Source organism: Mannheimia glucosida (assembly GCF_046267875.1).
Lineage (GTDB): Bacteria > Pseudomonadota > Gammaproteobacteria > Enterobacterales > Pasteurellaceae > Mannheimia > Mannheimia glucosida.
In genome coordinates, this window is the sequence record NZ_CP176502.1 from 1,460,550 (window position 1) to 1,486,615 (window position 26,066).

A 26,066-nucleotide genomic window follows, 5' to 3' on the forward strand; every position below is an offset into this window, starting at 1 on the left:
ACTGCAAAAGCTTCCTCTCGCTTTCATTTCTCGTTACACTTCTACTACATTTACGCTTTTTTGATTATTATGAGCAATATTTTAACTGTTACCCAACTCAACTATTCCGTCCGCCATTTGCTCGAAATGGAAATGAGCCATATTTGGCTAACCGGCGAAATCTCAAATTTCAGCCAACCAGTTTCGGGGCATTGGTATCTCACTTTAAAAGATGACAAAGCACAAGTGCGTTGTGCGATGTTTAAAATGAAAAATGTAAGAGTGAATTTTCGCCCACAAAACGGTATGCAGGTGCTGGTGCGGGCAAGTGTTACACTCTATGAACCACGAGGTGACTATCAGCTCATTATTGAGAGTATGCAACCGGCGGGCGAAGGCTTGTTACAGCAGCAATTTGAGCAACTTAAAGCAAAACTTTCAGCTCAAGGCTTGTTTGCTCAAGAGCATAAAAAGCCAATTCCTACTTTTGTTAAAACCGTTGGTATTATTACCTCCTCAAGCGGAGCCGCATTACAAGATATTTTACATATTTTGCAACGACGAGATCCGAGCTTATCAGTGGTTATTTACCCGGCTCTCGTGCAAGGCAAAGAAGCAACGCAAGATATTGTGAATATGATTGAACTGGCAAACCGCCGCAATGAGTGTGATGTATTAATTGTCGGGCGAGGTGGCGGTTCATTAGAGGATTTATGGTGTTTTAACGAAGAGAGTGTCGCTTATGCCATTTATCATTCACAAATCCCGATTATCAGTGCGGTGGGACACGAAACCGATGTGACCATTGCTGATTTTGTTGCAGATTTGCGCGCACCAACGCCTTCGGCTGCTGCGGAATTAGTCAGCAGAGTTCAAAATGAATTGAAACGCCAATTACAACATCAGTTTGATAAAGTGAATTTAGCCTTTGACCGAGTTTGGAACCATAAATTTAACCGTTTCCAACAACTCACCTTACGCCTGAATGCTCAGCATCCAAGCAAACAAATTCAATCGCAACAGCAACGTTTTGATTATATGGAATACCGCCTCGAGCAGGCAATTTATGCACTTGTTGCAGCCAAAAAGCAGGTGGGGAAAGAGCTAAATGTCCGTTTAATTCACCAACATCCGCAAAAGCAGATTGAACGCCAATCCCAAATGCTTAAGCAATTGGAGCTGAAACTCCATTGGCAAATGGAGCAGCAACTCAGCAAAAAACAGCAAAAATGGAAAAACATTACGCAACGGTTTGAACGCAACCCGCTACCTTATCAACTTTATCAGCAACAAACGATGGTGGCAAAAATGTCGCAACGCTTGGCTTATTCTATCGAAAAAATAATGCTGAAAGAGCAGCAACATTTTCAAGAGTTATGCACTAAACTTGATGGACTTAGCCCATTGAAAATCTTGACGAGGGGTTATTCGATTACGCAAACCAAGGACGGTAAAACGCTTACTTCAACAGAAAATATTGAACGTGGTGAGGCTATTATCACCCAACTAAAAACAGGAAAAATAATAAGTCAAGTAGTGGATTTTTTGTAGGGGAAATTTTGAACGCCACCAATTTTTAAAATTATTTATAGTAAAATCAGTAGGTTAAATATTTATAAACAGGGTTGTTCACTTAGTTATCCACAGATGATGTGCATAACTATTTTTGTAAAAATGAATCGAGTGCTGATTTTTAAATCAACCGATTTTAAAAGGCATTTTTACGCTTGCACAAGCGGTTATATTTCCCTATAATCTTGCAAAAATTAAGCCAGTGTGGCGAAATCGGTAGACGCAGCGGATTCAAAATCCGCCGCCCATAAAGCGTGTCGGTTCGAGTCCGACCACTGGCACCACTCACTGCGTAAAATTTAGTTTTACATAGTTTGCTGTAAGCATTGATAATCAAAGCAGATTAAACAATGCAAAATGAATTTTGAATCAACCGTGTTAAACTAGATACCTAATTACTACACTTGCATACTTTAACTAACTTTAGAGAGTTAATTTATGCAAATCCAAACTTCCAGAGAACCTTTCATCGTTTCCGTTATGTCCACCAAAGGTGGGGTAACTAAATCCACTAACGTTGCCAATATCGGTGCCTTTTGTGCAGATCACGGACTTAAAGTCTTAATGATTGATACCGATACTCAGCCCACACTATCCTCTTACTATCACTTAGTCCAGCAAGCTCCTTATGGCTTGTATGAGTTTGTCATGCGTAACGATGTTGCCTTTCAACAACTCATTTCCCACACGGAATATGAAAACTTACACATTATTCAGTCTAATGACCCGTTGGACAGATTAACTTCAGACCTTTCAAAAAATTCAGCGGGAGCATTATTTTTCCGGACACGTATTCAGCAACTTTGCCAATCGACGGATTATGATCTAATTATTATTGATACTCGTGGTACTCGAGGAGTAACAGTAGATATGGCTGTACTTGCTAGCGATCTCGTTTTATCCCCAATTAAGCCCGAGTTGGTCTCAGCTCGTGAATTTTTACGTGGCACGATTTCCCTTTATGAAGATCTTTCGCTATTCACGCAATTCGGTCTTTCTCTTCCTCCTCTTAAAGCAGTCATTAATTGTTTAGATAAAACGAAAGATGCTAAAGAAGTAGTTGATTTGCTTTATAAAATTTTTAGCGATCTTAATAAAGACAATATTGATTTACTCAATATCGAGATTCCAAACCGGGTAGCATACCGAGAAGCGGCATCTCAATCAAAGCCGGTACATCGCCATTCAGCAGAGCAGGCAGAAATTATATTTAAACTTTGCTCTGCAATATTTCCACAATGGTCTGAACGTTTTGCAAAATAAGGGAGGGGAAAAGATGAATACACAAGAGCAAATGGTACCTTATTCCGTTGAAGCAGAACAAGCCGTCCTAGGGGGATTAGTATTAGATAATGCTAAATGGGATGATATTAACCCTATTTTGTCGGAACAAAATTTTTACCTGGGATTACATAAAGAGATTTTTAAAATTATTCGTGAAATGCTGAATAAAAATCAATCTGTAGATGTACTTACCTTAGATCGTGCAGCCAGAGAAGCCAATCTTTTAGAAAAAAACGGGGGATTTGCTTATATCGCTGAGCTGTGCAAAAACACCCCATCGGCTGCAAATATTGTCGCTTATGCACACATTGTGAAAAGAGATAGTCAAGCAAGAGCGTTATTTGCATTAGGAAATGAGCTGCGTAGCTCTGCCTTACAGATTAATTCACAGGAGAAGCTAGATACTGTGTTAGGTCAGACTGAAAAATCCTTAACTGAGCTGACATTCAACCAGCTGGATGATAATACCACTATTTCTGTTAATGATGGCTTGATTCAAGTGGTGAAAAATATGGATGCCAGCATCAAGCACCGCTCTTTAGTGACCGGTATTCCATTTGGGATTGACCGTTTAGATGAAAATACGACAGGGGGGCAGTCTGGTGATTTAGTTATTTTGGCCGCTCGCCCATCAATGGGTAAGACAGCTCTTTCATTACGTTTTGTTACCGCTGCAATGAAAAAAATTATTGCAAGTCGTGAGAACGAACCATTTTTCAATAAAACGGTGCAATATTTCAGCTTAGAAATGCCAGCAGTACAGATTTTCCAACGCCTCATTTCAATGCAAGCGAAAGTAGCAAGTCAGAAAATGAGACAGGCTATTCAACTTACTGACGAAGAAACAGCCAAAATTGCAGAAACTTTAGGGGTGATGAATACACAATGGCAAGACCGATTATTAATTGATGAGAGTAATTACCTTACCCCTCAAATGTTGAAATCTAAAGTTCGCCGTAATGCACGTCAATACGGTAAACCTGCTGTCATTATTGTTGATTATATCCAGTTGATGTCTGATCCAGCTTATAAAGATGGAAAAAATCGCCACCTTGAAATTTCATCAATTTCCCGAGAGTTAAAGTCTTTAGCCAAAGAAATGGATTGCCCTGTTATCGCTCTATCTCAGTTGAACAGAAGTTTGGAACAGAGAGCGAATAAACGCCCAATGCCATCAGATTTAAGAGAGTCCGGTTCACTTGAACAAGATGCGGATTTATTGCTCTTTATTTACCGTGATGAAGTGTATAACGATGTTGAGCCTAATGAACAAGGGATTGCCGAAATTATGATTGGTAAACAGCGGAATGGTCCTATTGGAACGATATTTACACGTTTTAGAGGAGAATACTCACTCTTTGAGAATTTAACTGATGCTGAATATAGTCGTTTCGAGGGGTAACTTATGGGATACCGTATTAGTAAATACCCCCAACCTCAAGATTGGGCAGGAGAACACTATTTGAGCTGTGTGCATAAATTAGGTCGTGCCGCTATCAATTATTTAATGTACTGCAATGTATTGAAAGAGGTATCGGGTGGAAGACTAAAAGTAAAAGTGTTTGGCTACCGTTGGGGAAGAACAGAAGGCGAGCGAATCCGTTATGTGGAAAGACACAAAGTACGAAGTGTAACGGATTTTGAGGATTAAAAAATGCAAATACTAAATAATAAAGAAGCACAAAGAAAGCAGCAGATGTTAAAAAATCTGATGCAGGGCAGTATTAAAAATACGTCTGTGGAATATAACCAGCCTACTCATTCAGTCTTGCCGGAAACCCATCGGCAGCTTATTAGTGTCACGCTGGATAAGTTGAAGCCTTTTGAAGGGAATCCTCGTAAAACCAAGAACCCTAAATACGAGGAAATCAAAGCCTCCATTAAGGCTCGTGGGCTTGATCACGCTCCAAATGTGACTAAACGACCAGGCGATGATTTTTATACTGTTGCAGATGGGGGAAATACCCGTCTGCAGGCACTCAAAGAGCTATTTGAGGAAACGCAAGATCCCAAATTTTGGAGCATTGATTGTGTTTTCAAACCTTGGCAAGGTGAAGCGGATGACATCAGTTCTCGCATTGATACCCTTGTAGGGCATTTAGCCGAAAATGAGGTACGAGGTGACTTATCCTTTGTGGAAAAAGCTCTTGGTGTTAGAGATGTGAAGGCGTTGTATGAAGAGAAATTTCAGGAAAATTTCTCGCATCGTAAATTGGCTGATACGCTCACTGAGCAAGGTTATCCAATATCCCATCAACTAATTGCACGAATGGAGCAATGTTTGGTCTATCTCTATCCCCACATTCCTAATGTGTTATTAAGTGGGTTAGGTAAACCACAGATTGAAAAGTTACTCACTATTCATCGAAATGGGCAAAATGCATGGGATAACCACCAGTATCAAGTGCGAACTGAGCCAACTGGTAATTTTGATGAAACGTGGGTAGCAGCTCTTTCTCCAATGGATGAGGAGCCAGATAGTTTCTCGGTCACGGATTTTCAAGATAACCTGATTGGGGCAATCACAGAAGCCTTTGGTTATCAGCTTGAGTATAGTGTATTCAAGGCTGAAATTGACTTGGAAGAACGTAAATTATTGCGATTACGAGAGAAACAAGCTGAAATTGCTCAACAGGCGTTAGAGAGTGAGCAACGCTTAGCCGAACCTGAACCAGCTAAAACTAAAGCAAAATCTGAACCAGTTCAATCTGAAATAGCAAAATCAAAATCTGTTGCAGATGATGTTGAATTTAAGCCTGAATCAGATAATGACAGTGAGGAACCTGAATCAGAATTCGACACCCTTTCAATCGGTAGTTTACCGACATTTGAACAGGTGAATGATAGCGAGGATGTGACGGAAAGTGTACTTAATCATTTTGCAGATTTAGGTATGCAACCGGGAGTAAATCCTGAAGCAGAACGAGCAGTACAAGCGGTTGAAAATGGTTTGGAATTTGCAAATATAGGACGGCAGCCGGTTTCTAACATTTGGAAAATTTATCCGAGTCGTCAGCATAAAATGGAGGCTTATTCCTTAGCTTTAGATATTGCAGATGAGCTTGGCTTTATTGATTGCATTGAACATGTGGTCAAAGAGCCGGTTGATTACAGTTTTCGGGTGAAAACACTCACAGGAAAACATTCGGATTTTGTACAAGCAATGCACGGTATGTTGGTCGCATTATCAACCGATCAGATTGAGAGTGCTGATTATACTCAAGCACTATCTATCAGTAGCATTGATTTACTCGGCACATTAGTGGTCGAGCCGGCAATATCTGATTTACTGCTGGTACGTTTATTCCGTTTAATCCGTCTTACTCGTTATATCAAACAGCAAGCCAGAGGAGCATAAAAATGGATGCGACTATTAATTTAAATAGAGCGGTCATTGGTGAAGTGATTGAAAGAATTGAGCGTGGTGAAATTGGTTATTGCAGACAACTTGGCTTTGCTGAAGATGAACTTGCAGTAATCGAAAATCTTACTCAACGAGAATTGAATAGATTAGCTAAAAGCCCGGTAACGTTCGTCAACGCAACCATTAACCACCACACATTTTGGCAGCTCATTAATAATGTGAGAGAAGATAGCCGGCAACAACAAATTATTGATCGTGCTTTATTACTAGGGGCTTCTTCTGAGCTGTTAAGAGAGATGTTTAATCTTTCTTCAGCTGATGTATCTGCTCGCCGGAAATTATTAAGCATTAAAGAGGCGATGGGACGAAAACCCAATGCAGATGAAGAAACAGAAGTTTCAGTTTGGTTGCTTTGGGAACAATATCGTAATGGCTTGGATGGAACTGATAAAGAGATTACTGAATTTATTAGTGATAAAGCCTTTGAAGCCTTAATGGTGATTAGTGAAGAAAGTGGTGTCAGTTTAACCGAAGTGGTGAGATTGGTGCGTAACGGTGAAAAACAGCAGTATTAGAAAATAAAAAACCACAGAGCTGCTACTCTGTGGTTTTGGACTTTCCCCCAAAGGAGAAACACTTGATATGGATAGAATTATACAACAACACACAGCACTTGCAAGAGAAAAACTATTAGAAAAGTCAAAACAAAAAAATCAGGTGACTGAAGCAGAGAAACCGTTTCAGGGATTGCTCTTTGTTGGGAATAAACACGAAACGGTACCACTTCGTCTTTTGACTGATCGTTATCTATCACCAAGAGCAAAAGTAGCTTGGCAAATGATTAAACTCAATGCCTACCAATTTCAAGGCACCGCATTTCCAAGCTATGACGAGTTAGCTTTATGGTTATCTGATAGAGCTTTTCAGGGTAAATCGGTATCTCGCAAGGTAGTCAGTCAAACTCTATTGCTCTTACGCTTGACCCGATGGCTGACATTATGTGAGACCGTACGAAATGAACGTGGGCAAGTATTAGGTAATGTTTATGTTATGAACGATGAACCACTTTCACTGGCAGATAGCTTACAGTTAAATGGCGATTATTTGAAATTGCTAGAAAAATCAGCGAAACACGCTGATCCGTTAGTGTGTGCAGTTGCCAATGCAATTATTGATGAAATGTTGAAACCTGAAAATCAGCTTCATCATTTTGTTTCACATATTCCGGTTATTCAAGCTCGTATTGCTCAACAGCATAATCAGTTTGTAATTCGATCACAAGCGGTCGAATTGAATGAAAAAGCTGCAAACATTGTGCAACAAGCTACAGAGATTTTTACGAGTTCCAATATGGAACTCAGTGAAGAATCAATGAATTTACAGAGTTCCAATATGGAACTCAGTGAAAAATCAGTAAATTTACAGAGTTCCAATATGGAACTCAGTGAAAAATCAGTAAATTTACAGAGTTCCAATATGGAACTAAGTACAGAAAAATCATCTAACCCATTGATTTCATTAGCAGTTCCAAATCGGAACTCAGATACAGTACAGTATAGTACTAAGTATAGTAAGTACAGTACTGTAGCGAGTGATCAAGTTTCAGTAGAATCGGCGTTGTTGAAATTTGAACTTAGCAAAATGGAATTACAACAGTTATCGCAATTACTGCAAACGTTATCTGAAGAAACTCGCCAAGCTGTTTTACTTGAAGCGGAAAAACGCATTGCAAGTGGTAGCGTGAAAAAGCCGGCTGGTTATCTATTTAGCTTAATTCGTAAAGCTCAGACTGGCGTATTTAATCCTTACTTCAAGCAAAAATCAGTAGAGCAGGTGCAAGCTAAGCCAAAGGAAAGTAGGGAAAAGCAAGGCTCAATGCGAGTATTGCCATCTAAAGTAACTCGTTCATCAGCTAATAACCAGCGTAGCCTAGAGATAATTCAGCAATTAGCAAAGTCGATGGTGTGTTAATATGTTTATAAAATATACAGCGTTCACAGTGTGAACAGCGAGCAAAAAACATACAGTGGCACCAGTGGCGACAGTGAGCGGAAAATATACAGTGTTCACAGTGTGAACAGTGAGCAGAAAACATACAGTGCCACCACTGGTGGCAGTGAATAGAAAATGTACAGCTTATTTTAAGCAGGAGATTTTATGTTACAGCCTGAATCTACAACTCAAAAACTCGGTGCATTACGCTCCGATATTTCTATTACTTTACATTCTCGTATGGGAACAATGCTTTGGAGTGGTCGTTCTCCGGTTTATGAAAACGGTAAGACGGTTCGTAGTGCTATCACGAGTATGCCTAAAGCCTTGAAACTACTGACTCAAATCCAGCGGGATGCAGAAAATGACGATCCGTTTGCTGATTACTATCTACTTAATTTTGAGAAAATGGTGCTTGCCCATCGTGAAAAAATGCAACATTTAATCAGCGAGATAATGGAACGCTATGCGGTAGATATTCCGGAAGGAATTGATATTTCTCGTTGTGAGAATATAACACCAGTAACTTATCAGATTTTAAGCAATTCTCAGCTTGGATTTAAGCTAATCTATTTGCTTAATGATTTTGATGTGTACGCCCGTACGGTGGCTACCGCACAACATATTGCCTTAATTACCAGACGAGAAGCTGCACAGCTAAATGACAAAGGAGCAACCTTGCTTCGTCAATGCTTTGGTGTGGTTGAGACCTACCGTCATTCCGGTGTAACCCGACAAGATGCTATTGAAGACAATGCTCGCTATAAAGAAGCCTTATCTCGCTTTAAGTTGAATAGCTTGTCGCAGGAGGTATTAAGTGGCGAGTTAAGAGCTGAATTTGCCCCAGCCATTCGTAATCCATCTATTAAGCCTGTTTCAGAAGTCAGTGAAATAAAAGGAGAAACTGCTTCAACAGAGTCATTTATTGAGATTAAGGAAGTACAAGAGGATTCATTGTAATGACGGAAACTGAAATGTTTTTGACCAGTGAACAATATCGGAAGCTGGCTCAGGATTCAGGTTTAAATGGGTTGATGAGAGAGTTGTTTACGCCAATTACAACCGCTGAAGAATGCCGCAGATTACATGAAAAAGCAGATGCCGTGCGGCAGGGAATCCTTGAGTTACAGCCAACTATTTTCAACAAAGTAACCACTGGAGTATTGAAGAGTGTTCCTTTACGTTTTGTAAGAGATACTTATACGAGAACTGGAATCACATATCTTCGCTGGCGTAATTATGCCAATACCAAAAATGGTAATGCAGCGTGGCAAAGTTTAATGGATGATGTTAATCAACCTGAAATTATCAGAACCTCATTAGCTCAGGTGGAGAACACAAGGTTAGTCTTAAATATGCAGCTAGGTATTATTTCTAGCATATTAGAGAAGTTAGAAAAAACAGGGAAAGAGTTAGATAGGGTGGAAAAAAGTCTGTTACGAAATGGCTGATTTTCTTGTTACGACGAAGCTTATTTTGCTGTTACGTTAGGGATTTACTAAAAGGCCTTTAAAGGTAAGGGGAACAAGCCCCCTTACCTTTAGAAGCGGAAAGGATTTTGGGGATTTCTGGGAAAGAAACAAACACCGAGTGTGAGTCGGTGTTTGGAATAAATTTTAATGAAGTGATTTTTTTATTCGTTTATCAAGTTGTTTGGATTCTGTTCTCCTAAATTTAGCGATAAGGATTTGAAGCCGCAATAACCGCCTCTCCAAAGGTAATGTTGCGTTTCTCTGACATGTTGAGTTTCCTATGTTTTGTTGTGGTAGATAAAAAATAGAGACTCAATATACCACATATGGCTGGTGTGGTTAAATAAACAGCTACTTACCTCTCTAAAAGTCTCCTCAATTCAAAAATAGAAAATCGCTGATTTTTATACCATAGCACATTATTCTACATTCAACCTTTTATTTTATCAGGAGCAAATATGGCAGGGTTTAATAAAGCAATTATTGTTGGCAATTTGGGGCAAGATCCAGAGATGCGTACAATGCCAAATGGTGAGGCAGTTGCAACAATTAGTATCGCCACATCTGAAACTTGGGTAGATAAAAATACCGGTGAGAAAAAAGAAAATGTTCAATGGCATCGAGTTGTATTCTATCGCCGTCAAGCAGAAATTTGTGGGCAGTATTTGAAGAAAGGTAGTAAGGTGTTAGTAGAGGGGAGTTTTCATACTAGAAAATGGGAAGATCCTCAAACTCACGAGACAAAATATGCAACGGAAATCCGAGGAAGCGTATTACAAATGTTAGATAGTCGCCCACAAGGAGATAATTCAGGAGATATGCCTCCAGTAGAACAACTTCCTGATGATCATGATATTCCCTTTTAACGTAGATTATTGCTTATTTAGATTGAATCCCGATATTTTGTATAGTCGGGATTTTTATTTTTTTTTAAAAGTATAAATTTTGGGAAAAGATTAAAACCTTAATTTCTGATTATTCATTCAGTATTTTTGCTCCTGGTGTAAAAAACACCATTTTAATGGAGTGATGAAAAGGCTTTCACTCGGCTTTATTTATTTTTATAAGAGAGTTTTTACTATGAATCGTATTTTTAAAATTACTGAATTGTCTAACAATAAGGGTAAAATTTCGACATCTTTATTTATTATGTTGATCGGGGTATCAGGTTTAGCAGATGCTAGTCCAGTAAGCATCCAAGGCTCTGCGATCTCAGAAAATGCTGTATCTATTGGTAGTAATGGGTATGCAACTGCTGTTGACGGTATCGCCACTGGTCAAGGCTCTGTTGCAACTGGTGGAGGATTTAGCCGAGAGAATTTTGCTAGTAAAGTTGCTGAAAATAAAGCAGCTATAGATATTGTGAATACAAAGCAAAATGAGCTTAATAATGTAAATAATCAATTAGATGCTACAAAAGATGCAATTGATTCACTTAGTAAGCAAATTGATGATTTAACAAAACAACAGGATTCTATTAAAGATAAAATTTCTATAAAAGAAGAATTAGAAAATCATAAAAATAGCATGGATAAGAATTTGAATGATAAAGAAAATGAGCTGAATATAGCAAAAGCTGCTTTAGAAAATATTCTTATCAATGGTGATAATTTATTCCTGGATTTCACTCCATTACTACAATCATTGAGTTGGGATAAATATTCTCATCTAAATGGTGAGGCTTTGGTAATTGATGAGTTAAAGTCTATTATCACAGAAAGATTTCCTTATTTTTCGTTCTCTGATGAGAAATATAAGGAAGTTGTAAAAGGCTATGTAAATAAAAATGCGACTTATAATGGAGCAATTAATTCATTAATAAATGAACTTTCTCCTGTTGTAAATTCTTCACCAGGTAAAAATAAAGTAGATTACCTTAATACTGCTTTAAAGGATTTCTATTCAAATAAGACATCTCTAAATCAAGACGGGTATATTTCAGATATGTCTGAATTTATAAGAGATGATAAAGGCTCTCTATATGAGGGATATTCAGGCTATTTCTTTAATGATACAAATTCATTTGAGTTGAGAAACAAACGTTATAATGATCACGTAAGTGTAAAGTCTAAAGTTGTTATTGGTTCTCTTTACGAAAATTGGGCAATGGAAGAATACCATAGAAAACTGGGTAACGAAAATTTCCAAAAATTATTAAATACTTTGGTTTTAGCTTCTGTATCTCAATCAGAGAATGATAAATCATTAATTAGTGGAATTACTCAAGGTTTTAGCCCAGCTTCTGGAGATAGAATAGGAACTGGTGAAAATGATATTTTTGGTACACAAGTTATAGCCTTTAATCTGAGATCATTATCTGGAGATAAGATACCGGTGTTTAATATAGATTATAACTCGATGTATCTGGATCTTTTAAACTCTATTGATAATGATGCATCTGATGTGCTTAATTCCCAAGATATTGCTAATTTTAATAAATATAGAAATGCACTATTAGATTTTTATAATAATGTTAATTGGAATGATAAAGAGTCTCCTTATAATCTGATTGCATACAAGGAACGAATGGATAAAGTTATTGAGTTTAATGATAAATTAAATGATTATAATATGCTTTATCTTAAAGAAGATAAAACAAATAATGATATATCAACCCTGATGAAGCTTTTAAAAGAAATTAAGGAGTTAGGTAATAATGATGAATATAGGCTGGGTTCATTCAGGCTTGAGTTGACAGAATATGCATATAAAGAGCTGAATTATTCTAAGGATAAAGTAGATGCTATTATTTCTCGAATTAATGAGGAGCTTAAACTTTATGAGCCAAATAATGAAATTGTGGTAAAAACGAAAGAAAAAGCTAAAGAACTTCAAGAGGCTTATGATAATGCTAAAAAGTCAATTGATGATACTCAAAAAGAAATTGATGCTTTAAGTAAGGAAATTGAAAATTTAGCTTTGACAGAAGACGAGAAGGCTATTGATAATAAAAAACTTGGGAAACAAGTAGAGCTTGATGAAATTAAGAATAAAAAACTAGAATTAGAACAGCAACTTAAAGATAGAGAAAGTGAGCTTAATAGAGCTAAAGATGAACTGGCTAAAACGTCATTAAAAGATTTAGGGTTACATTCCCAAGCTTATGGCTCAAATGCATTTTCATCAGGTAATGATTCTATTTCTATAGGAACCAATGCGATAGTTACCTCAACAGATGGTATTAGTATCGGACGTGATAGTGCTGTAATTGGTAATCAATCTATTGCAGTGGGAGCTGACAGCTCTGTAACCGGTAATAGCTCAATTGTCATTGGTGTTGAGCATACAGTATCAGGTGCTCGTTCAGGTACTCTTGGTACTATGAATATGGTAAACGCTGATGATGCTTATGCTTTGGGTAATAACAATATTCTGAATCATGGTGCAAGTAATACCTTTGTTTTAGGTAGTAATATCATTACTGATGTTGCTAACTCGGTAGCATTAGGGGCAAATACAGTATTGCCTAAAACTGTTGGTACACCAAGTATTGAGGTTAAAGGCAAAATATATAATTTTGCAGGTGCTGATCCTGTTGGTACAGTTAGTGTAGGAGCTGAAGATGTCGAGCGTACGATCACTAATGTTGCAGCTGGTCGTATTTCAGATATATCGACTGATGCAATTAATGGTTCTCAGCTTTTTGCTGTTATCAATGCTATTGATAATTTAAAAATGTCTGAGAGTAACTCTATTACTACTATACAAACAATTAAAGGTGGCACTGGAGTTACTGTAACCATTGATACTGATAAAGTGCAAACAGTCAATGTGGTTGGTGTAACAACGACAACTGATGAGGGTAAATCTCATACTCGTTCGGATTTAACCAAGTCCGTTGGTGTAAAAGGTGATCGTAAAAATATTCGTACCACTACTGCTGCAAATGGTGATGTACGAGTGAGTATGAGTGATAACATTCAAGTCAATAGTGTATCTATCCATAATGGGCCAAACATTACACAAAATGGTATCAATGCCAATAATACTCGTGTCACCAATGTACAAGATGGAATTTCTCCGACCGATGCGGTGAATGTTCGTCAATTAAACCAGCAAGGAAATGTTCTCAATCAGCGTATTGATAACCTTGCAAATAATGTGAAGAAAAACAAAAAACGTGCCGATGCTGGCATTGCTGCAACAGCAGCGATGAGCAACATTCCGCAGGTGATGTTAGCAGGTAAATCGGGCGTTGGTGTAGGTGTAGGTAACCATAGCGGACAAACTGCTGTGGCCGTTGGTTACTCTCGTGCATCAGATAATGCAAAACACATTATTAAGCTATCCGCAGGTGTGGATACGCAAAGCAAGGCAACCTTCGGTGCAGGTTATATGTATCAATGGTAATTTACTGAATGAACAGGAACGCTAATATTGGCGTTCCACTTCTCTCAAATGATTTAAAAGGTTTAAAAGATGACAACATTAAAATTCACTGCTCTTGCAATTTCTTGTGCAATTTTAACCGCTTGCGGTAATCTCTCTCAGGTTTCAACTGATGGAACAACAGACAAACCAGTGTTCCCGAAATTAACTGAAACCAAATTTAACCACGATGGCTCACAAGTCGGTTCGTGGGTAAACTGGAACAATGTTCGCCAAATTGAACGTGGTATGAACAAAGACCAACTTTACAATTTGATCGGTCGCCCTCACTTTTCAGAGGGACTATATGGCGTACGTGAATGGGATTATGCATTTAACTACCGTGAAAACGGTGTGCATAAAATCTGTCAATACAAAATCCTATTCGACACCAATATGAACGCTCAACAGTTCTACTGGTATCCGAATGGCTGTAACTCTAATCACGAGTTCAATATAGCTGCAGACTTCTTATTCGACTTTGACAAAGACAACTTGACTACAGAGGGCAAACAAGTCGTCGCTGAATTAGCCGAAAAAATGCGTGGTTTAAACATTACATCAGCAAGCGTGGAGGGTCATACTGACCGAATGGGAAGCGATGCGTACAACCTTGACTTATCCCAACGCCGTGCAAATACCGTGAAAGTAGAATTACAACGTTTAGGCCTACAAACAGAAATGACCGCTGTCGGTTACGGTGAAGCCTATCAAGTGAAGCAATGTGTGGGGGAAGATGATACGGCGAAAGCGTGCTTGAAACCAAATCGCCGAGTGGTGGTAAAAGTGAATGGTAAAAAAGTGGTTGCGAGCGGTGCAGAGCAAAAAGCAGGTCCAATCGGTCCAGCTCCACTCTACGATGTAAACTATCCTTATTCACTAAAAATCACTGGTAATCCTTATCCGGCATTTTCTATACAAGGTTTTTAATAAATAATAGTTTTTAAACTAATTAATTTTTTAAAGGCTTTTCATATTCATAAAATCAATAGCAACGGTTTAAGATTGCTATTGATTTTATTGGATATAGAATAGGTTTTTTAAAACTTAAAGTGTCAATAGTTCTTGGTGTATTTTCTGAATAACTGGCTCCCAATCATAATCTAAGTCTTGTCTGAATAAACGAACACTTTGATACCAAATACTATCCTCTCTAAATAATAACCAACGAAAATCAGGTTTATAATTAATCAAAATCCAAGTTGCTTTTCCCATTGCTGCAGAAAGATGAGCCACTGAGGTATCCACACAAATCATTAAGTCCATTTGCTCAACAATCGCTGATGTGTCAAAGAAACTGTCTAACTTGGAATGAAAGTCATAGACGTTGGGATAATTGCGTAAAATATCAGCCTCTGTAGCATTCACTTCTTTTTGTAAAACATAAAAGTCCGCATTTGAGGAAAATAATTGAGAGAATAAAGTGAGTGGAATGCTACGAATTTTATCATTATCCGTATTTGAGCCTCCACGCCATACGATGCCAATTTTAGGCTTACCTACGATAAGCGGTAATTTTTCCTTCCACTTTTGCAAATATTCTAATGATGGTATTAAATAACGTGAGTTAAAAGGAATATTATCTATTGTTGTTCCGCATAAATAAGGCAAACTCATCATTCTTACCCAATGAGAAAACTGAACTTCATCACCTAATTTTGCTGTTGTTATGCCATGTTTAGACAAATTAAATGTGAGAAAATCATCAATATGAGAGTTATTCCAAACTAAAACATCAATGCCTTGTTGTTTAAGATAAATAGCATAACGTACAAATTGGATATTATCCCCAATTCCTTGCTCTGAACAAATGAGTAAACGACTTTGGGAATCCAGAGGTTCGCCTTGCCACAGAGGTCTTGGGAGGGACATTGGATTTTTAAATGATTTATAATGAGTTTCCCAGCGTTTTTCATACAATGCCCACCCCATTTGATAATCTCCAACTAGCAATAGTAGCAGGGCTTTATTCAGTGTTGCTATAGCTTGTTCTTGAGGAAATTTTTCAAGATATTTTATTGCATCATTGCAATCTCTCAGAGATAGATTGAGTAGCCCTAAGTTAATCGCATTTCCGCTACGAAGAGCAAAATGAATTGGATCAATATATTCGGTTAATAATGCTTTATCATTTTTCAATATATCGAAGAAAAATTGATAATAAGGTGTATCTGACTCTGATTGATATAAATTTGCAAAATCCTCTTCAGAAAAAGTAATTTTGTGAATAAATTTTTCTGCTTCATTGCTTTGTGTTAAATAGGCATAAATTTGATTATCGTAGTTTGAAAGTGATGTACAACCTAATTCTTGAAAAAGTAATGCTCGTTTACGGTAGATTATTGGATTTTGAGGATCAAAGGATAACGCTCTATCTACTTCTTCCAATTTTTTTAATTTTTCTAAGAGGGGAGTGTTTGTAGCTGATATAGTGGTTTGTTGCATTATTTAATTGTTAATAAGATTCAATATGCCTATATTCTAGCTATTCTTATTGATTAAATAAATACTGTTTTAAGAAATGTATATGAAACTCTTAGAAAGGTAAATATAGTTTTATATAGTAATTTTTTATAGCTTTTATAACATAGCCCAGGTTTGGATGAACTGTTATTATACTTATAATCACTCCTAATAATTTGGATTTGCTACACCTCGCTCTGCGGGGTGTTTTTTTTGATAAGGATATATGAAACGGAGCAAAGTTATTGATGTAATCTATTTAATTGCTATGGCTCTTATTGCTATATGCTTAAGTTAAATTTTGCTGACATATTAACCTCACTTTATATCTCGGACTTAGGATAATAGTTTTCCCTTGTTTAGGATTTCTCTCTTTTTTAATCTAAAAATAAGAAAATAGCAACATATATTCTCAATATTTAGATTTAAGGAGACACCCAATGCCCACTAAACATATCGAATCAGAATTATGGCAACAAATTGAAGCGAAAACAGTTGAGACAATTATGCAGGCTCAGGTAATGATTAAGGAAACTGATATTTTGCAAGAAATCATTAAAAAAGGGTTGCAGCATATTTCTATTGAAGAATTAAAACAGTTTGCACTACAGAAAAAAGCATCAAGAGGGGAATAACGATGAAATTATTTATCTGTGAAAAACCATCTCAAGCTCGGGATGTAGCAACGGTACTAGGTGCAACTAAAAAATGTGATGGCTACCTAAGCACATTGGATGGCAGTATTATTGTTGGATGGGCAAGAGGGCATTTAGTCGAACAAGCAGCTCCATCTGAGTATAACAATGGGATATGGGAAAAATGGAATTTAGAAACACTACCTATTATACCTAGTAAATGGAAAGTATCCTTAAAAAAGGATACCTCTCGTGAATATAAAGTTCTCTCTAGGCTCATAAAAAATACTGCTGATATTGTAATTGCAACGGATGCGGATAGAGAGGGAGAAATGATTGCGAGAGAGCTACTGGATTTACTTAATTATCGTGGAGCAATAAATCGTTGTTGGATAACTGGACTGGATTCAGTAAGCATTCGTAAAGCGTTACAAACAATAAAAGCAGGTCCAGAAACCGAGAATCTTTATTATGCAGCTCTTGCTCGTAGTCGCTCAGATTGGCTTATTGGTATGAACTTTTCTCGCTTGTTTACCCTAATGGCTCAGGCAAAAGGTTATTCAGGCAAGCCTTTAAGTGTTGGACGAGTTCAAAGCCCCACACTTGCAATGGTGGTGAAACGTGATCGTGAGATTGCCCATTTCGTACCAAAGTCTCACTATCAATTAGGTGTACAGTGTGCTACTTCAACGGATGAATGTTTTGTTGCAGGTCTTGTTATTTCTGAACGATACCTTGATGAGTCAGGTTTATGCTTAGATGGACGAGTTGTGCAACAGGCGGAACAGCAAATTAAGCAATCCGGAATAGCGAAGATTATTTCTGTTGAAACAAAGCGTGAAAAGAAATCTCCACCATTGCTGTATGCGTTAAGTGATTTGCAAGGAGAATGTAACCGGTTATTTGGGTTTGGAGCTCAACAAGTATTAGATATTGCTCAAGCCTTGTATGAAGTGCATAAATTGACTACTTATCCACGTACTGATTGTGGTTATCTGCCTGAATCTCAGTTTGCTGAAGTTCCTGTAGTTATTCAATCTTTAATTGCATTAGAAAGTAGTTTACAGGGTTTTCTGCCGAGACTTAATTTGAAACAGAAAAGTCGAGCTTGGGACGACAAAAAAGTAACAGCTCACCATGGAATTATCCCAACAATGAATAAGAAAGCAGACTTAAGTAAATTAAGTGATGCTGAGATGAAAGTATATGATTTAATTCGTCGCCGTTATTTAGCTCAATTTTTGCCTAATTTGGAAACAGATAAAACAGTCGTACAATTGCAATCAGCAGGACATACTCTTATAGCTCGTGGTAATGTGATCGTGGCTCAAGGCTGGCGTATTTTATTTGGAAAAAATATGGATGATGAGAATAGTGATGATGAAGCTAAGCAAGGTTTACCAACATTAAGTGTTAATCAACAATGTAAGGTGGTTTATACCGAGATTCGTTCATTACAAACTAAGCCTCCTGCTCATTACACCGAGGGAACATTACTTGATGCAATGAAAAATGCAGCTCGTTTTGTCACCGATGAACGCTTGAAAAAACGCTTACGGGAAACAGAGGGGCTTGGTACAGAAGCGACTCGTGCTGGATTAATTCAGGGCTTGATTGATAAAGGTTTTCTGTTGAAAAAGAAAAAATCCTTGGTTGCTTCGAACGAGGCGGTGGCATTGATTGATAGTCTGCCGGCTTTATTGAAAGATCCGGGATTGACTGCATTATGGGAGCAAGAGCTTAATCGTATTGCAGAGGGGGAAGCTACCTTAGACAGTTTTATGCAAAAACAAGAGCAATTTGTTAGGCAGTTGATGAAATCCTGTATGGCTCAAGGGGTCGATATGGGCAAAATTGAAGTTAAACAATGTCCAAAATGCAATTCACCAATGCGTAAACGAAAAACAGATAAAGCTGAATTTTGGGGATGTACTCGCTATCCTGATTGCGATGGTATGGAATGGGTGGATACAAGCAAGAAAAAAGGCAGCAGAAGCGGAAAGGGCGGAAAACGTACATCTGTAGCAGATATGGTTCGAGGTCAGATTTTATCGTAGGATGAAATTCAATGACCTAGCCTTTTTAATTGATGATAGAAGAGGGAAGCAGATGAAAAAGAGTAGCTTAGAGGCTAAATTTTATGAAGTCATCAATATTGACTGTAATCATAAATATGTCGTTGGCTCTATACATTTATGAAAAACAAATGCCCAACTTCAGACATTACTGAATGAAGAGAAAAATATCCCAGAGCCTATTGTCGGAGATAGGGTTATATCAGAATTATGTCTCCTTAACCTGGATACAGAGTGTGGTAACTAGATGGAGAAATGATTTTCTGATAGACTATTGGTTGGGGAATGTTCCCCTTTCATCCTTGCCACAGCTCCGTGGTGAAAAATGGAGTGCCTTTTGTACCGTATGGTGCGTGTTTAGCAATAAGTGACCACAATGTTATTGCGACTACAGAGAAAAAAGAGTTTTAGATGATGTTTGAAGCGGATTGTCTGCAATTCTTATGCGTGTAGAATTTGGTCATATTTGTCAGGTTATAAATTTGATGTAATCTTAGTTATAATCAGTCTTATACTCCTTTGTCCTTTGGGACAACAATGCCCAGTTCAGTGATGAATTGGGCATTTTCTTATTTTAATGCTGTTTGTGAGTGTGTGTTTAAGCGAGCGAATTTGAGTTCATCAAATTCATCGTGAATAACATATTGATATATCAGCACTAAATCCCCTTGGATATGGCAGTCACGATAACCTTTCCATTCACCGGATAAAGCATGATCTTGATAGCTTTCCGGTAAAAGTAAACGATTGAGAAGGCAGTGAATAGCAGTAATGTATTTTGTGCCAATCAGTACATTAGGGTGTCGTTTAGCCAAATCAGTTAAATCTCTCACAAACTGCTTAGAATAACTCACTTTTAATGGTTTGCTTTCCATTATTGTCCACCATTAAGAATTCGTTTTGTGAACTCTTCAGTAGAATAATTTTCACCGGCTTCGATAAAAAAACTGGCAGCTGAACCATTATCCAGTTCATCAATTGCCGATAATGTGTCTTTATTCGGGCGAAGATAGTTTAAATCTACCGGAATAGAACGTGTCTTTGCAATTTGGTTTAAGAACATATTAAACACTTGAGATGGAGTTAACCCATATTGTTCAATGACTTGATAGGCTTCTGCTTTTGTGCGTTCAACTGTTCTGAAACTGATTGAAGCATCCGTAATCGCCATAAATAATTTCTCCCTTTAGTATGACATTGAAAGACTATTCTAATAAAAATGAGTTAAAAAAGCTACAATCTCTCCAAAATACGTTTCTAATTTTTTACTTGCTAAATAGATAACTTTACTTATAATCCAAAACATACTTCTGTATCTGCGGATACAAAGTAGGTAGCTTGGAACTGCATTCAGATGCGTCTGAATTGAGCTACGGATTCACTGCGGTGAATTTAGTTCATTCCCTTTGTTGGTCGGTTCGCCAATGTAAATAAAGAACTGCCTTTTAAAGCTGACTCCATTCTGCAATCAGCTGCAAACTCGCTTGAGTTTGGAATGGATTTTGCAAAATTCGTTTTTTTACCCAGTGGGGATCATTTACCCCGTTGGGATAGATGTTTCTCCACTTTTTTCATTTGGAGAAACTCTTATGGAAAAATTTAGTCTCAGACGTTTTATTAAACGCCCTGTAGATATTTCAATTTTAGAATCTTGGGCAAAGATGTGCGATGATTTAGCTAAAACAGCTATTCTCGGTATTTTTGGTTCGATGTTCTTTGCTGATGAATTTGGAATCTTCTTTAAGATTTTTTCTTTTATTGGATTGTTGGGTGCATTTGTTATACTAATGCTATCATCTATTCATTTTCGTCAGTTGATTGTTGAACGTAAGGAGAAATAAAAATGCTAAATGTATTTTTTATTTTGGTTTTATTAGCTGGTTCTATCGCAATTCTAAGATTTGCTCAGAATCTCTACAACGAAGAAATGGAACGAAAAGCTAAAAATTAGTTTTAACCATTTTTTCAATTCAATATATTGGCACAAAATGTTTGTGTCTCACTTCAACCCAACGGGGTACATTATTCCCCGAATGGGCATAGTGTATCCCTTTAATTTTTTACTTTTTAGAGGAACATTACTATGTCTAAATCTACTCAAACTCAAAATTTCTTTAATTTACATACTAACGGTATCGGATACTTAAATAATATCCGTGAGGTTCCTAACAAAGGAAACACTTATCTTAGTTGTAACATTGCTGCGTTAACTGGCGATTCTTCTAAACCTAATTACCGACACTTCAATGTAAATGTAGTAGGTTCAGAGAATGAGCTTCTTATCCGTAAGTGCCAACAAGCCGTAGATGCTAGAAAAAAAATTTTGATTGCGTTTACATTTGGTGATTTATGGACTGAAATTTTCACTTATGATAAAGACAGTCAATATCATCAAAAAGGTGATACCGGTGTAATGCTTAAGGCTCGCCTGATTCGAATCAAATCTATCTCGATTGATGGCAAGAAAGTGTATCAGGAAGAACCTAAAGAGCAGTACTCAACTTCAGTTCCAGTATCTACTCCGCAGATTCCATCTGAGCCGGAGGTTGCTGCTGAATTTGATGAAGAACCTGTACAACATCAAAAAAGACAGCCGTCTTTTCGGGTTAGCCGTAAGCAATCTCAAAATGCTTCAGCTCAATATCCAAAAGATTCTTTCTAATCACCTTAAGCCCAACAAATGTTGGGCTTTCATTTAATTTATTCCCTTGGGGAAACACTCCCTAAGGTGTGTTTCCCTGTCTTTTACAAGTTTAGGAGAAACACTATGACTATTAACACTTATGCAAAATTTGCACCTACCGTTTTTGTTGCAAAATGCCCAGAACCACATACAAAAGGTGAAATTATCACACTAACGAGCAAATATGGTAATGAAACCGAGGTTCAAGTACATAATCTTGTTAAACAAGATAGCGAGTATTACTTTTATTCCTTTACCCGTTGTGACGGAATGGATAGCCAGTCATTTGCTCAGCAGAAGGCAGACCGTTATCAAGGTTATGCGGATAATGCAACCAAACGCAGCCAAAGCTGGACAAATGCAGCTAATGAGGGGCTGGAGTTTTTGAGACTAGGTGAGCCAATAAAAATTGGGCATCATAGTGAAAAACGCCACCGTAACCTTATTGAACGTAATGCTCGCCGTATGGACAATGCGGTTGCAGAAATGAACAAAGCTGCAAGTTATGAATCTCGTATCGCATATTGGGAAAAAATGGCAGGAAAAATTGACCTGTCTATGCCGGAAAGTCTGGAATACTTTAAGTTTGAATTGGATAAAGCCAAAACAAAGCACAAAGAATTGAAGGATAATCCTGAGAAACGAGGGCATAGTTATTCACTTACTTATGCTAAAAAAGCAGTTAATGAACTTGAGAAAAAAGTAAAGTTAGCTGAATTACTTTGGGCATAATCATTTACAAAGGAGATGACTATATGAATCGACAAGGTATCTACATTAACGGTAAACAGGTGTTTGATTCACAGGGCGAAGATATTCAAAGCATTGAATTTTTTGGCTGCAATATTCAAACGGTCGTAGGCATAAACAAAGGAAGTATTTCAGTCTCGTCCAATGGTAATCAATTATTGGTGAATGGACAGTCGATTGAATTAGGTTCTGAGCCAGTCCTCAAAATTGAGGTGTTTGGCAATGTGCAGAAACTGAGTGCCGGTGCCGCAGATGTCTCTATTACAGGAGATGCTGGCAGTGTTGACACAGTTAGCGGTGATGTCTCTATTAAGGGAAATGTTGCCTCTTATGTGAAAACCGTGAGTGGCGATGTTCGTTGCAGTGCTATTACTGGTTCGGTGGAAACCGTCTCCGGTGATATTTATCGCTGATATTTACTCATTTTATTATTTACCACCCTATTGGGAAGCAATTTTCCCAAGGTGGGCAGATTGTTTCCCATTTTTATTTTGAATTTGGAGAAACATAATGATAGACACCTTTTTTGACCTTGATGACACCTCGTGCAATTTAGGTAATTGGGAGGATATACTGGAAGAGTACGACGATAGTCTTTCAGTTGAAGATTTTTGGCATTACGCTAAAGAATTTGAAACTATACCTCATTTTGGCAACTTATACCAGGAGCGTGTCATCCTTAAGTTGATTGCTCGATTCTGTATTGAGCTGGATATTGAGCAAGATTCGGGTTTAGTCGAATTTAGTTACTATATCAATGGAATAGACACGCATTTCTACATTAATAGCCAAAGAATCTGCGATATAGATGATTGGAATGAGATGTTAGATGAAGTGCGTGAAGAAATTTTAATGATTGGAAACTTGGCTGCCTGATTTTTATTTCTACTTTACTTCCCACGGGGATACCTCCCTAGTGGGCGGTATTCCCAATCTTTTTTAAGGAATACCGTTATGTGTAATATCAATTTAACATCTGCTCAAAAAGCAAAATTGACTAAAGCAAACCGCCTAATTTCATCTGTAATGGAGGAGGCTGGTGTTCAATATCTATCAAGCACACCTTTTTCTATGCCTATCCAAGTTTTTGACTATTTAAGAACCTTAATTGGATTTGAGGAAAAAGAGGTATTTGCCACAATGTTTTTGGACAATCAGAACAGGTTGATTAAAGGCAAAGTAATGTTTATGGGGACGATTAATTGTACCACTATTCATTCCAGGGAAATTGTAAAAGAGGCATTACTTTGCAATGCGGCTGCTATCATTATTTCTCATAATCATCCATCTGGTACTTTGATACCAAGTCAAGCAGATATTAATATCACGAAGAAAATCCTAAGTGCTTGTCAGCTTGTAGATATTCAGTTGTTAGATCATTTGATTGTATCTGCTACTGATTACCACTCAATGCGTGATTCTTTTGAGATGGAGGCATAATATGGGGTTAGATGCGTGGCTATTTAGCTTACCACGAAAAGTGGATAATGAAGTGGACTTTATTCTGTGTGAGGATGAATCACCAGCTGAAATCGCTTATTGGCGTAAAAATTGGGATATTCATCAATTTTTGGCTGATATATATTTTGATCGAGGAGGTCTAGGTGAGTTTAACTGCAATAGGCTCGTGCTTGATGAAGTTGATTTGGATTGTTTGGAAGAAGCTATTCAAGAAAGTTTTGAGTATGACTACGAATATCCGGAAGATATTGAAGTTGAGCGAGTTCGAGATCTTAATATCGTGAAAAAAGCCCGTGCTGAACTTGCCAAAGGCAACACGGTTTACTACGACTCGTGGTGGTAGTTTTTAATAATATGTCGTAGCAATACGATATTTCCCTTGGGGATACACTGTATCCCCATTGGGGGCATAGTGTATCCCTGTTCTTTTTAATTGAATGGAGTATATTGTGTTTAACTTATTTAAACGTCCTTATTCGAAAGAAGACTTTGAGGATTGGTCAAAGTTTTGTTATGATTTGGCAAAAGTATCTGTTTCAGGTTCACTTGTGACCTGTTTTACAGGAGATTACGGTATAACTCAACGTGTTTTTTATGTTATCGCTTTGCTTTTTATTACTTATATATTAGGTCTAGCTGCTAGGAAATTTCGTTTAGTTTCTTGTAATGTAAAAAAAGGAGAGTAATATGTTTGCTTCTATTATGCTTGTCGTAACAATCATTGGATTGCTTTACCTTAATGTAAAACTGGACAAAATGATTAAAGATGGTTCATACGCTGAAAAGTGATAAAACCTGATAATTGACATCGAGAGTCATTTCATCAACCCCATTGCAGCCAGTCTGTAATGGGGTTTTTATATTGATAGTACTAGGATAATCGTATAACGGCGATGAAAATTAGTCGCAGAGAGAAAATGCTAAAAAATTGAATTTCGAATAAATATAGATTTCATAACCTAAACTCATAAAAATGCTGAATGTTTATTTTCACTTGTAGGAGTTTAAAATGATTAGAAAATTCAGCATGTTTGCACTTCTCTCTTTATTATTGGCTGCTTGCACTCATCAACATAAATCGACTGAGAGCGAAAAAAATTGGGAACATAGGACACCAAAGGCTGAGGCAGAGTTGCCATCTACTAACCAAGAATCTGAAACAGGCTGGGTTCCTGTTGGTAATCAGGTTGAAAATAATATGAACTCTCCCATTGCTTCTGCTAATACAGCAGAAGTAAAACCGCTTATTCAGCATCGAGTGGTGAAAGATGACATCTATACGGCTGCTATAGAAACTCACCCTGAAGTTGTGCGTTATGACCGCTATTTATTAGTAGATAGTGAGCCACAAGATGGGCAGAAGTATCTGTTAGAACAAATGGTTACCATCAATATGAAAGGAAGTGGTTTAAGCGTTGAAAGTGGCATGTGGAATACATTAAGTGGCACAGGTTATACGCTATGTTCACCAATTAATCAGGCTGTCTCGGCATTGTTCCGATTACAGCTACCAAAAGTGCATTATAAATTTGGTCCTGTTCGGTTGCGTGATGCGTTGCAAATGTTGGCCGGTGAAGCATACGAATTAACAGTCAATGATGCACTACGTCAAATTTGTTATGTGCCTAGAGTGGGGGATGTCCCGACTAAAGCGACACCTAAAACGGTGGTGGCTGCTGATTTAGTCGTCTCAGAGGGAGGGGAATAAATGGCTAAATGAATTTCAAGTAAAGAACAATAGCCTAAGAAAAGTGGTTTGTATCTCACGTTAGTTGGAATGCACACAGGCAATTATTTTCAGTATGAATTGAATGAGTTTGATGTTGCTGAACAACGTTGGCTTTTTTAGAACCAAGAGAGTCTGTTCGATTTTGGCAAGCCTTACCTAGAATGCCGGAATGAATGGCATAAAACTCTCTAAAATAGATTTAGACTTCTTTATTATTTTTCCTCATTTGCTTTGGCATA

At 37.5% G+C, this 26,066-nt stretch carries 25 protein-coding genes, 1 tRNA gene and 1 pseudogene; 24 read left to right on the forward strand and 3 right to left on the reverse strand.

Annotated features, from left to right (window positions below; all coding sequences use genetic code 11):
- The first annotated feature begins 69 nt into the window (after positions 1-69).
- From xseA to ACJ7Z2_RS07170, 13 genes are all read left to right on the forward strand, one after another.
- Positions 70-1,530: an exodeoxyribonuclease VII large subunit gene (xseA, locus tag ACJ7Z2_RS07110; protein WP_409499800.1), complete on the forward strand. Its 1,461-nt coding sequence runs from the start codon at positions 70-72 to the stop codon at positions 1,528-1,530.
- 219 nt (positions 1,531-1,749) lie between these two features.
- Positions 1,750-1,835 (forward strand) — tRNA-Leu (locus ACJ7Z2_RS07115).
- Between the two features lie 154 nt (positions 1,836-1,989).
- The gene (locus ACJ7Z2_RS07120; RefSeq protein ID WP_409499801.1) at positions 1,990-2,814 is read left to right on the forward strand and encodes a ParA family protein; all 825 of its coding nucleotides are present in this window, start codon (positions 1,990-1,992) and stop codon (positions 2,812-2,814) included.
- A gap of 13 nt (positions 2,815-2,827) precedes the next feature.
- Positions 2,828-4,237: a replicative DNA helicase gene (gene dnaB / locus ACJ7Z2_RS07125; RefSeq protein WP_409499802.1), complete on the forward strand. Its 1,410-nt coding sequence runs from the start codon at positions 2,828-2,830 to the stop codon at positions 4,235-4,237.
- A 3-nt stretch (positions 4,238-4,240) separates the two neighbouring features.
- On the forward strand, positions 4,241-4,486 hold the full coding sequence (locus tag ACJ7Z2_RS07130; protein ID WP_409499803.1) for a hypothetical protein: 246 nt from the start codon (positions 4,241-4,243) through the stop codon (positions 4,484-4,486).
- A gap of 3 nt (positions 4,487-4,489) precedes the next feature.
- Complete coding sequence (locus ACJ7Z2_RS07135; RefSeq protein ID WP_409499804.1) at positions 4,490-6,193, forward strand: ParB family protein; 1,704 nt, start codon at positions 4,490-4,492, stop codon at positions 6,191-6,193.
- Positions 6,194-6,195: 2 nt separating this feature from the next.
- On the forward strand, positions 6,196-6,774 hold the full coding sequence (locus tag ACJ7Z2_RS07140; RefSeq protein ID WP_249763615.1) for a DUF2857 domain-containing protein: 579 nt from the start codon (positions 6,196-6,198) through the stop codon (positions 6,772-6,774).
- 67 nt (positions 6,775-6,841) lie between these two features.
- Positions 6,842-8,170 (forward strand): STY4528 family pathogenicity island replication protein, encoded by a 1,329-nt coding sequence (locus tag ACJ7Z2_RS07145; RefSeq protein ID WP_409499805.1) that lies wholly within the window; start codon positions 6,842-6,844, stop codon positions 8,168-8,170.
- Positions 8,171-8,356: 186 nt separating this feature from the next.
- Positions 8,357-9,151 (forward strand): PFL_4669 family integrating conjugative element protein, encoded by a 795-nt coding sequence (locus ACJ7Z2_RS07150; RefSeq protein ID WP_409499806.1) that lies wholly within the window; start codon positions 8,357-8,359, stop codon positions 9,149-9,151.
- Complete coding sequence (locus ACJ7Z2_RS07155) at positions 9,151-9,642, forward strand: DUF3158 family protein (RefSeq protein WP_409499807.1); 492 nt, start codon at positions 9,151-9,153, stop codon at positions 9,640-9,642. The genes ACJ7Z2_RS07150 and ACJ7Z2_RS07155 overlap by 1 nt, the downstream gene beginning before the upstream one ends.
- Before the next feature lie 479 nt (positions 9,643-10,121).
- On the forward strand, positions 10,122-10,529 hold the full coding sequence (ssb, locus tag ACJ7Z2_RS07160; protein ID WP_409499808.1) for a single-stranded DNA-binding protein: 408 nt from the start codon (positions 10,122-10,124) through the stop codon (positions 10,527-10,529).
- Positions 10,530-10,743: 214 nt separating this feature from the next.
- Positions 10,744-14,013 carry a YadA-like family protein gene (locus tag ACJ7Z2_RS07165; RefSeq protein ID WP_409499809.1) on the forward strand — a complete coding sequence of 1,090 codons (3,270 nt, stop codon included), beginning with the start codon at positions 10,744-10,746 and terminating at the stop codon, positions 14,011-14,013.
- Positions 14,014-14,082: 69 nt separating this feature from the next.
- A complete protein-coding gene (locus ACJ7Z2_RS07170) occupies positions 14,083-14,961 on the forward strand; it encodes an OmpA family protein (protein ID WP_409499810.1) in 879 nt (292 codons plus the stop codon).
- Between the two features lie 117 nt (positions 14,962-15,078).
- On the opposite strand, the gene ACJ7Z2_RS07175 is transcribed toward ACJ7Z2_RS07170, so the two are convergent.
- Positions 15,079-16,476 (reverse strand): glycosyltransferase, encoded by a 1,398-nt coding sequence (locus ACJ7Z2_RS07175; protein ID WP_409499811.1) that lies wholly within the window; start codon positions 16,474-16,476, stop codon positions 15,079-15,081.
- 458 nt (positions 16,477-16,934) lie between these two features.
- On the opposite strand from ACJ7Z2_RS07175, the gene ACJ7Z2_RS07180 reads away from it, so the two are divergent.
- The gene (locus ACJ7Z2_RS07180; RefSeq protein ID WP_409499812.1) at positions 16,935-17,129 is read left to right on the forward strand and encodes a hypothetical protein; all 195 of its coding nucleotides are present in this window, start codon (positions 16,935-16,937) and stop codon (positions 17,127-17,129) included.
- A gap of 2 nt (positions 17,130-17,131) precedes the next feature.
- Entirely contained in the window at positions 17,132-19,186 is a 2,055-nt protein-coding gene (locus tag ACJ7Z2_RS07185; protein ID WP_409499813.1) for a DNA topoisomerase III, read from the forward strand.
- Positions 19,187-19,773: 587 nt separating this feature from the next.
- Here ACJ7Z2_RS07185 and ACJ7Z2_RS07190 read toward each other — a convergent pair.
- On the reverse strand, positions 19,774-20,082 hold the full coding sequence (locus ACJ7Z2_RS07190) for a YafQ family addiction module toxin (protein ID WP_409501120.1): 309 nt from the start codon (positions 20,080-20,082) through the stop codon (positions 19,774-19,776).
- Complete coding sequence (locus ACJ7Z2_RS07195; RefSeq protein WP_409499814.1) at positions 20,079-20,375, reverse strand: type II toxin-antitoxin system RelB/DinJ family antitoxin; 297 nt, start codon at positions 20,373-20,375, stop codon at positions 20,079-20,081. Before ACJ7Z2_RS07195 ends, ACJ7Z2_RS07190 begins: the two co-directional genes overlap by 4 nt.
- Before the next feature lie 418 nt (positions 20,376-20,793).
- Here ACJ7Z2_RS07195 and ACJ7Z2_RS07200 point away from each other — a divergent pair, with 418 nt between their 5' ends.
- From ACJ7Z2_RS07200 to ACJ7Z2_RS07240, 9 genes and pseudogenes are all read left to right on the forward strand, one after another.
- Positions 20,794-21,045 carry a hypothetical protein gene (locus ACJ7Z2_RS07200; RefSeq protein WP_409499815.1) on the forward strand — a complete coding sequence of 84 codons (252 nt, stop codon included), beginning with the start codon at positions 20,794-20,796 and terminating at the stop codon, positions 21,043-21,045.
- A gap of 242 nt (positions 21,046-21,287) precedes the next feature.
- Positions 21,288-21,695 (forward strand): annotated as a pseudogene (locus ACJ7Z2_RS07205) (STY4534 family ICE replication protein); the annotation flags it as partial.
- 276 nt (positions 21,696-21,971) lie between these two features.
- Positions 21,972-22,619, forward strand: a complete 648-nt coding sequence (locus tag ACJ7Z2_RS07210; protein ID WP_409499816.1) for a DUF3560 domain-containing protein — start codon at positions 21,972-21,974, stop codon at positions 22,617-22,619.
- A gap of 23 nt (positions 22,620-22,642) precedes the next feature.
- On the forward strand, positions 22,643-23,050 hold the full coding sequence (locus ACJ7Z2_RS07215) for a heme utilization protein (protein WP_409499817.1): 408 nt from the start codon (positions 22,643-22,645) through the stop codon (positions 23,048-23,050).
- 97 nt (positions 23,051-23,147) lie between these two features.
- Complete coding sequence (locus ACJ7Z2_RS07220; RefSeq protein WP_409499818.1) at positions 23,148-23,513, forward strand: hypothetical protein; 366 nt, start codon at positions 23,148-23,150, stop codon at positions 23,511-23,513.
- A 78-nt stretch (positions 23,514-23,591) separates the two neighbouring features.
- The gene (gene radC, locus ACJ7Z2_RS07225) at positions 23,592-24,077 is read left to right on the forward strand and encodes a RadC family protein (RefSeq protein WP_409499819.1); all 486 of its coding nucleotides are present in this window, start codon (positions 23,592-23,594) and stop codon (positions 24,075-24,077) included.
- A 1-nt stretch (position 24,078) separates the two neighbouring features.
- The gene (locus ACJ7Z2_RS07230) at positions 24,079-24,441 is read left to right on the forward strand and encodes a hypothetical protein (protein ID WP_409499820.1); all 363 of its coding nucleotides are present in this window, start codon (positions 24,079-24,081) and stop codon (positions 24,439-24,441) included.
- A 106-nt stretch (positions 24,442-24,547) separates the two neighbouring features.
- A complete protein-coding gene (locus ACJ7Z2_RS07235) occupies positions 24,548-24,784 on the forward strand; it encodes a hypothetical protein (RefSeq protein WP_409499821.1) in 237 nt (78 codons plus the stop codon).
- A 323-nt stretch (positions 24,785-25,107) separates the two neighbouring features.
- A complete protein-coding gene (locus ACJ7Z2_RS07240) occupies positions 25,108-25,806 on the forward strand; it encodes a hypothetical protein (RefSeq protein WP_409499822.1) in 699 nt (232 codons plus the stop codon).
- The last annotated feature ends 260 nt before the right edge of the window (positions 25,807-26,066 follow it).

Coding starts and splice junctions, on each gene's coding strand:
- ACJ7Z2_RS07165 (WP_409499809.1), top strand. CDS start 10,744: ATGAATCGTATTTTTAAAATTACTGAATTGTCTAACAATAAGGGTAAA.
- ACJ7Z2_RS07175 (WP_409499811.1), bottom strand. CDS start 16,476: ATGCAACAAACCACTATATCAGCTACAAACACTCCCCTCTTAGAAAAA.
- ACJ7Z2_RS07215 (WP_409499817.1), top strand. CDS start 22,643: ATGAATCGACAAGGTATCTACATTAACGGTAAACAGGTGTTTGATTCA.
- ACJ7Z2_RS07230 (WP_409499820.1), top strand. CDS start 24,079: ATGGGGTTAGATGCGTGGCTATTTAGCTTACCACGAAAAGTGGATAAT.
- radC (WP_409499819.1), top strand. CDS start 23,592: ATGTGTAATATCAATTTAACATCTGCTCAAAAAGCAAAATTGACTAAA.
- xseA (WP_409499800.1), top strand. CDS start 70: ATGAGCAATATTTTAACTGTTACCCAACTCAACTATTCCGTCCGCCAT.
- ACJ7Z2_RS07150 (WP_409499806.1), top strand. CDS start 8,357: ATGTTACAGCCTGAATCTACAACTCAAAAACTCGGTGCATTACGCTCC.
- ACJ7Z2_RS07140 (WP_249763615.1), top strand. CDS start 6,196: ATGGATGCGACTATTAATTTAAATAGAGCGGTCATTGGTGAAGTGATT.
- ACJ7Z2_RS07130 (WP_409499803.1), top strand. CDS start 4,241: ATGGGATACCGTATTAGTAAATACCCCCAACCTCAAGATTGGGCAGGA.
- ACJ7Z2_RS07200 (WP_409499815.1), top strand. CDS start 20,794: ATGGAAAAATTTAGTCTCAGACGTTTTATTAAACGCCCTGTAGATATT.
- ACJ7Z2_RS07170 (WP_409499810.1), top strand. CDS start 14,083: ATGACAACATTAAAATTCACTGCTCTTGCAATTTCTTGTGCAATTTTA.
- ACJ7Z2_RS07145 (WP_409499805.1), top strand. CDS start 6,842: ATGGATAGAATTATACAACAACACACAGCACTTGCAAGAGAAAAACTA.
- ACJ7Z2_RS07220 (WP_409499818.1), top strand. CDS start 23,148: ATGATAGACACCTTTTTTGACCTTGATGACACCTCGTGCAATTTAGGT.
- ACJ7Z2_RS07180 (WP_409499812.1), top strand. CDS start 16,935: ATGCCCACTAAACATATCGAATCAGAATTATGGCAACAAATTGAAGCG.
- ACJ7Z2_RS07135 (WP_409499804.1), top strand. CDS start 4,490: ATGCAAATACTAAATAATAAAGAAGCACAAAGAAAGCAGCAGATGTTA.
- ACJ7Z2_RS07210 (WP_409499816.1), top strand. CDS start 21,972: ATGACTATTAACACTTATGCAAAATTTGCACCTACCGTTTTTGTTGCA.
- ACJ7Z2_RS07120 (WP_409499801.1), top strand. CDS start 1,990: ATGCAAATCCAAACTTCCAGAGAACCTTTCATCGTTTCCGTTATGTCC.
- dnaB (WP_409499802.1), top strand. CDS start 2,828: ATGAATACACAAGAGCAAATGGTACCTTATTCCGTTGAAGCAGAACAA.
- ACJ7Z2_RS07195 (WP_409499814.1), bottom strand. CDS start 20,375: ATGGCGATTACGGATGCTTCAATCAGTTTCAGAACAGTTGAACGCACA.
- ACJ7Z2_RS07155 (WP_409499807.1), top strand. CDS start 9,151: ATGACGGAAACTGAAATGTTTTTGACCAGTGAACAATATCGGAAGCTG.
- ssb (WP_409499808.1), top strand. CDS start 10,122: ATGGCAGGGTTTAATAAAGCAATTATTGTTGGCAATTTGGGGCAAGAT.
- ACJ7Z2_RS07185 (WP_409499813.1), top strand. CDS start 17,132: ATGAAATTATTTATCTGTGAAAAACCATCTCAAGCTCGGGATGTAGCA.
- ACJ7Z2_RS07240 (WP_409499822.1), top strand. CDS start 25,108: ATGATTAGAAAATTCAGCATGTTTGCACTTCTCTCTTTATTATTGGCT.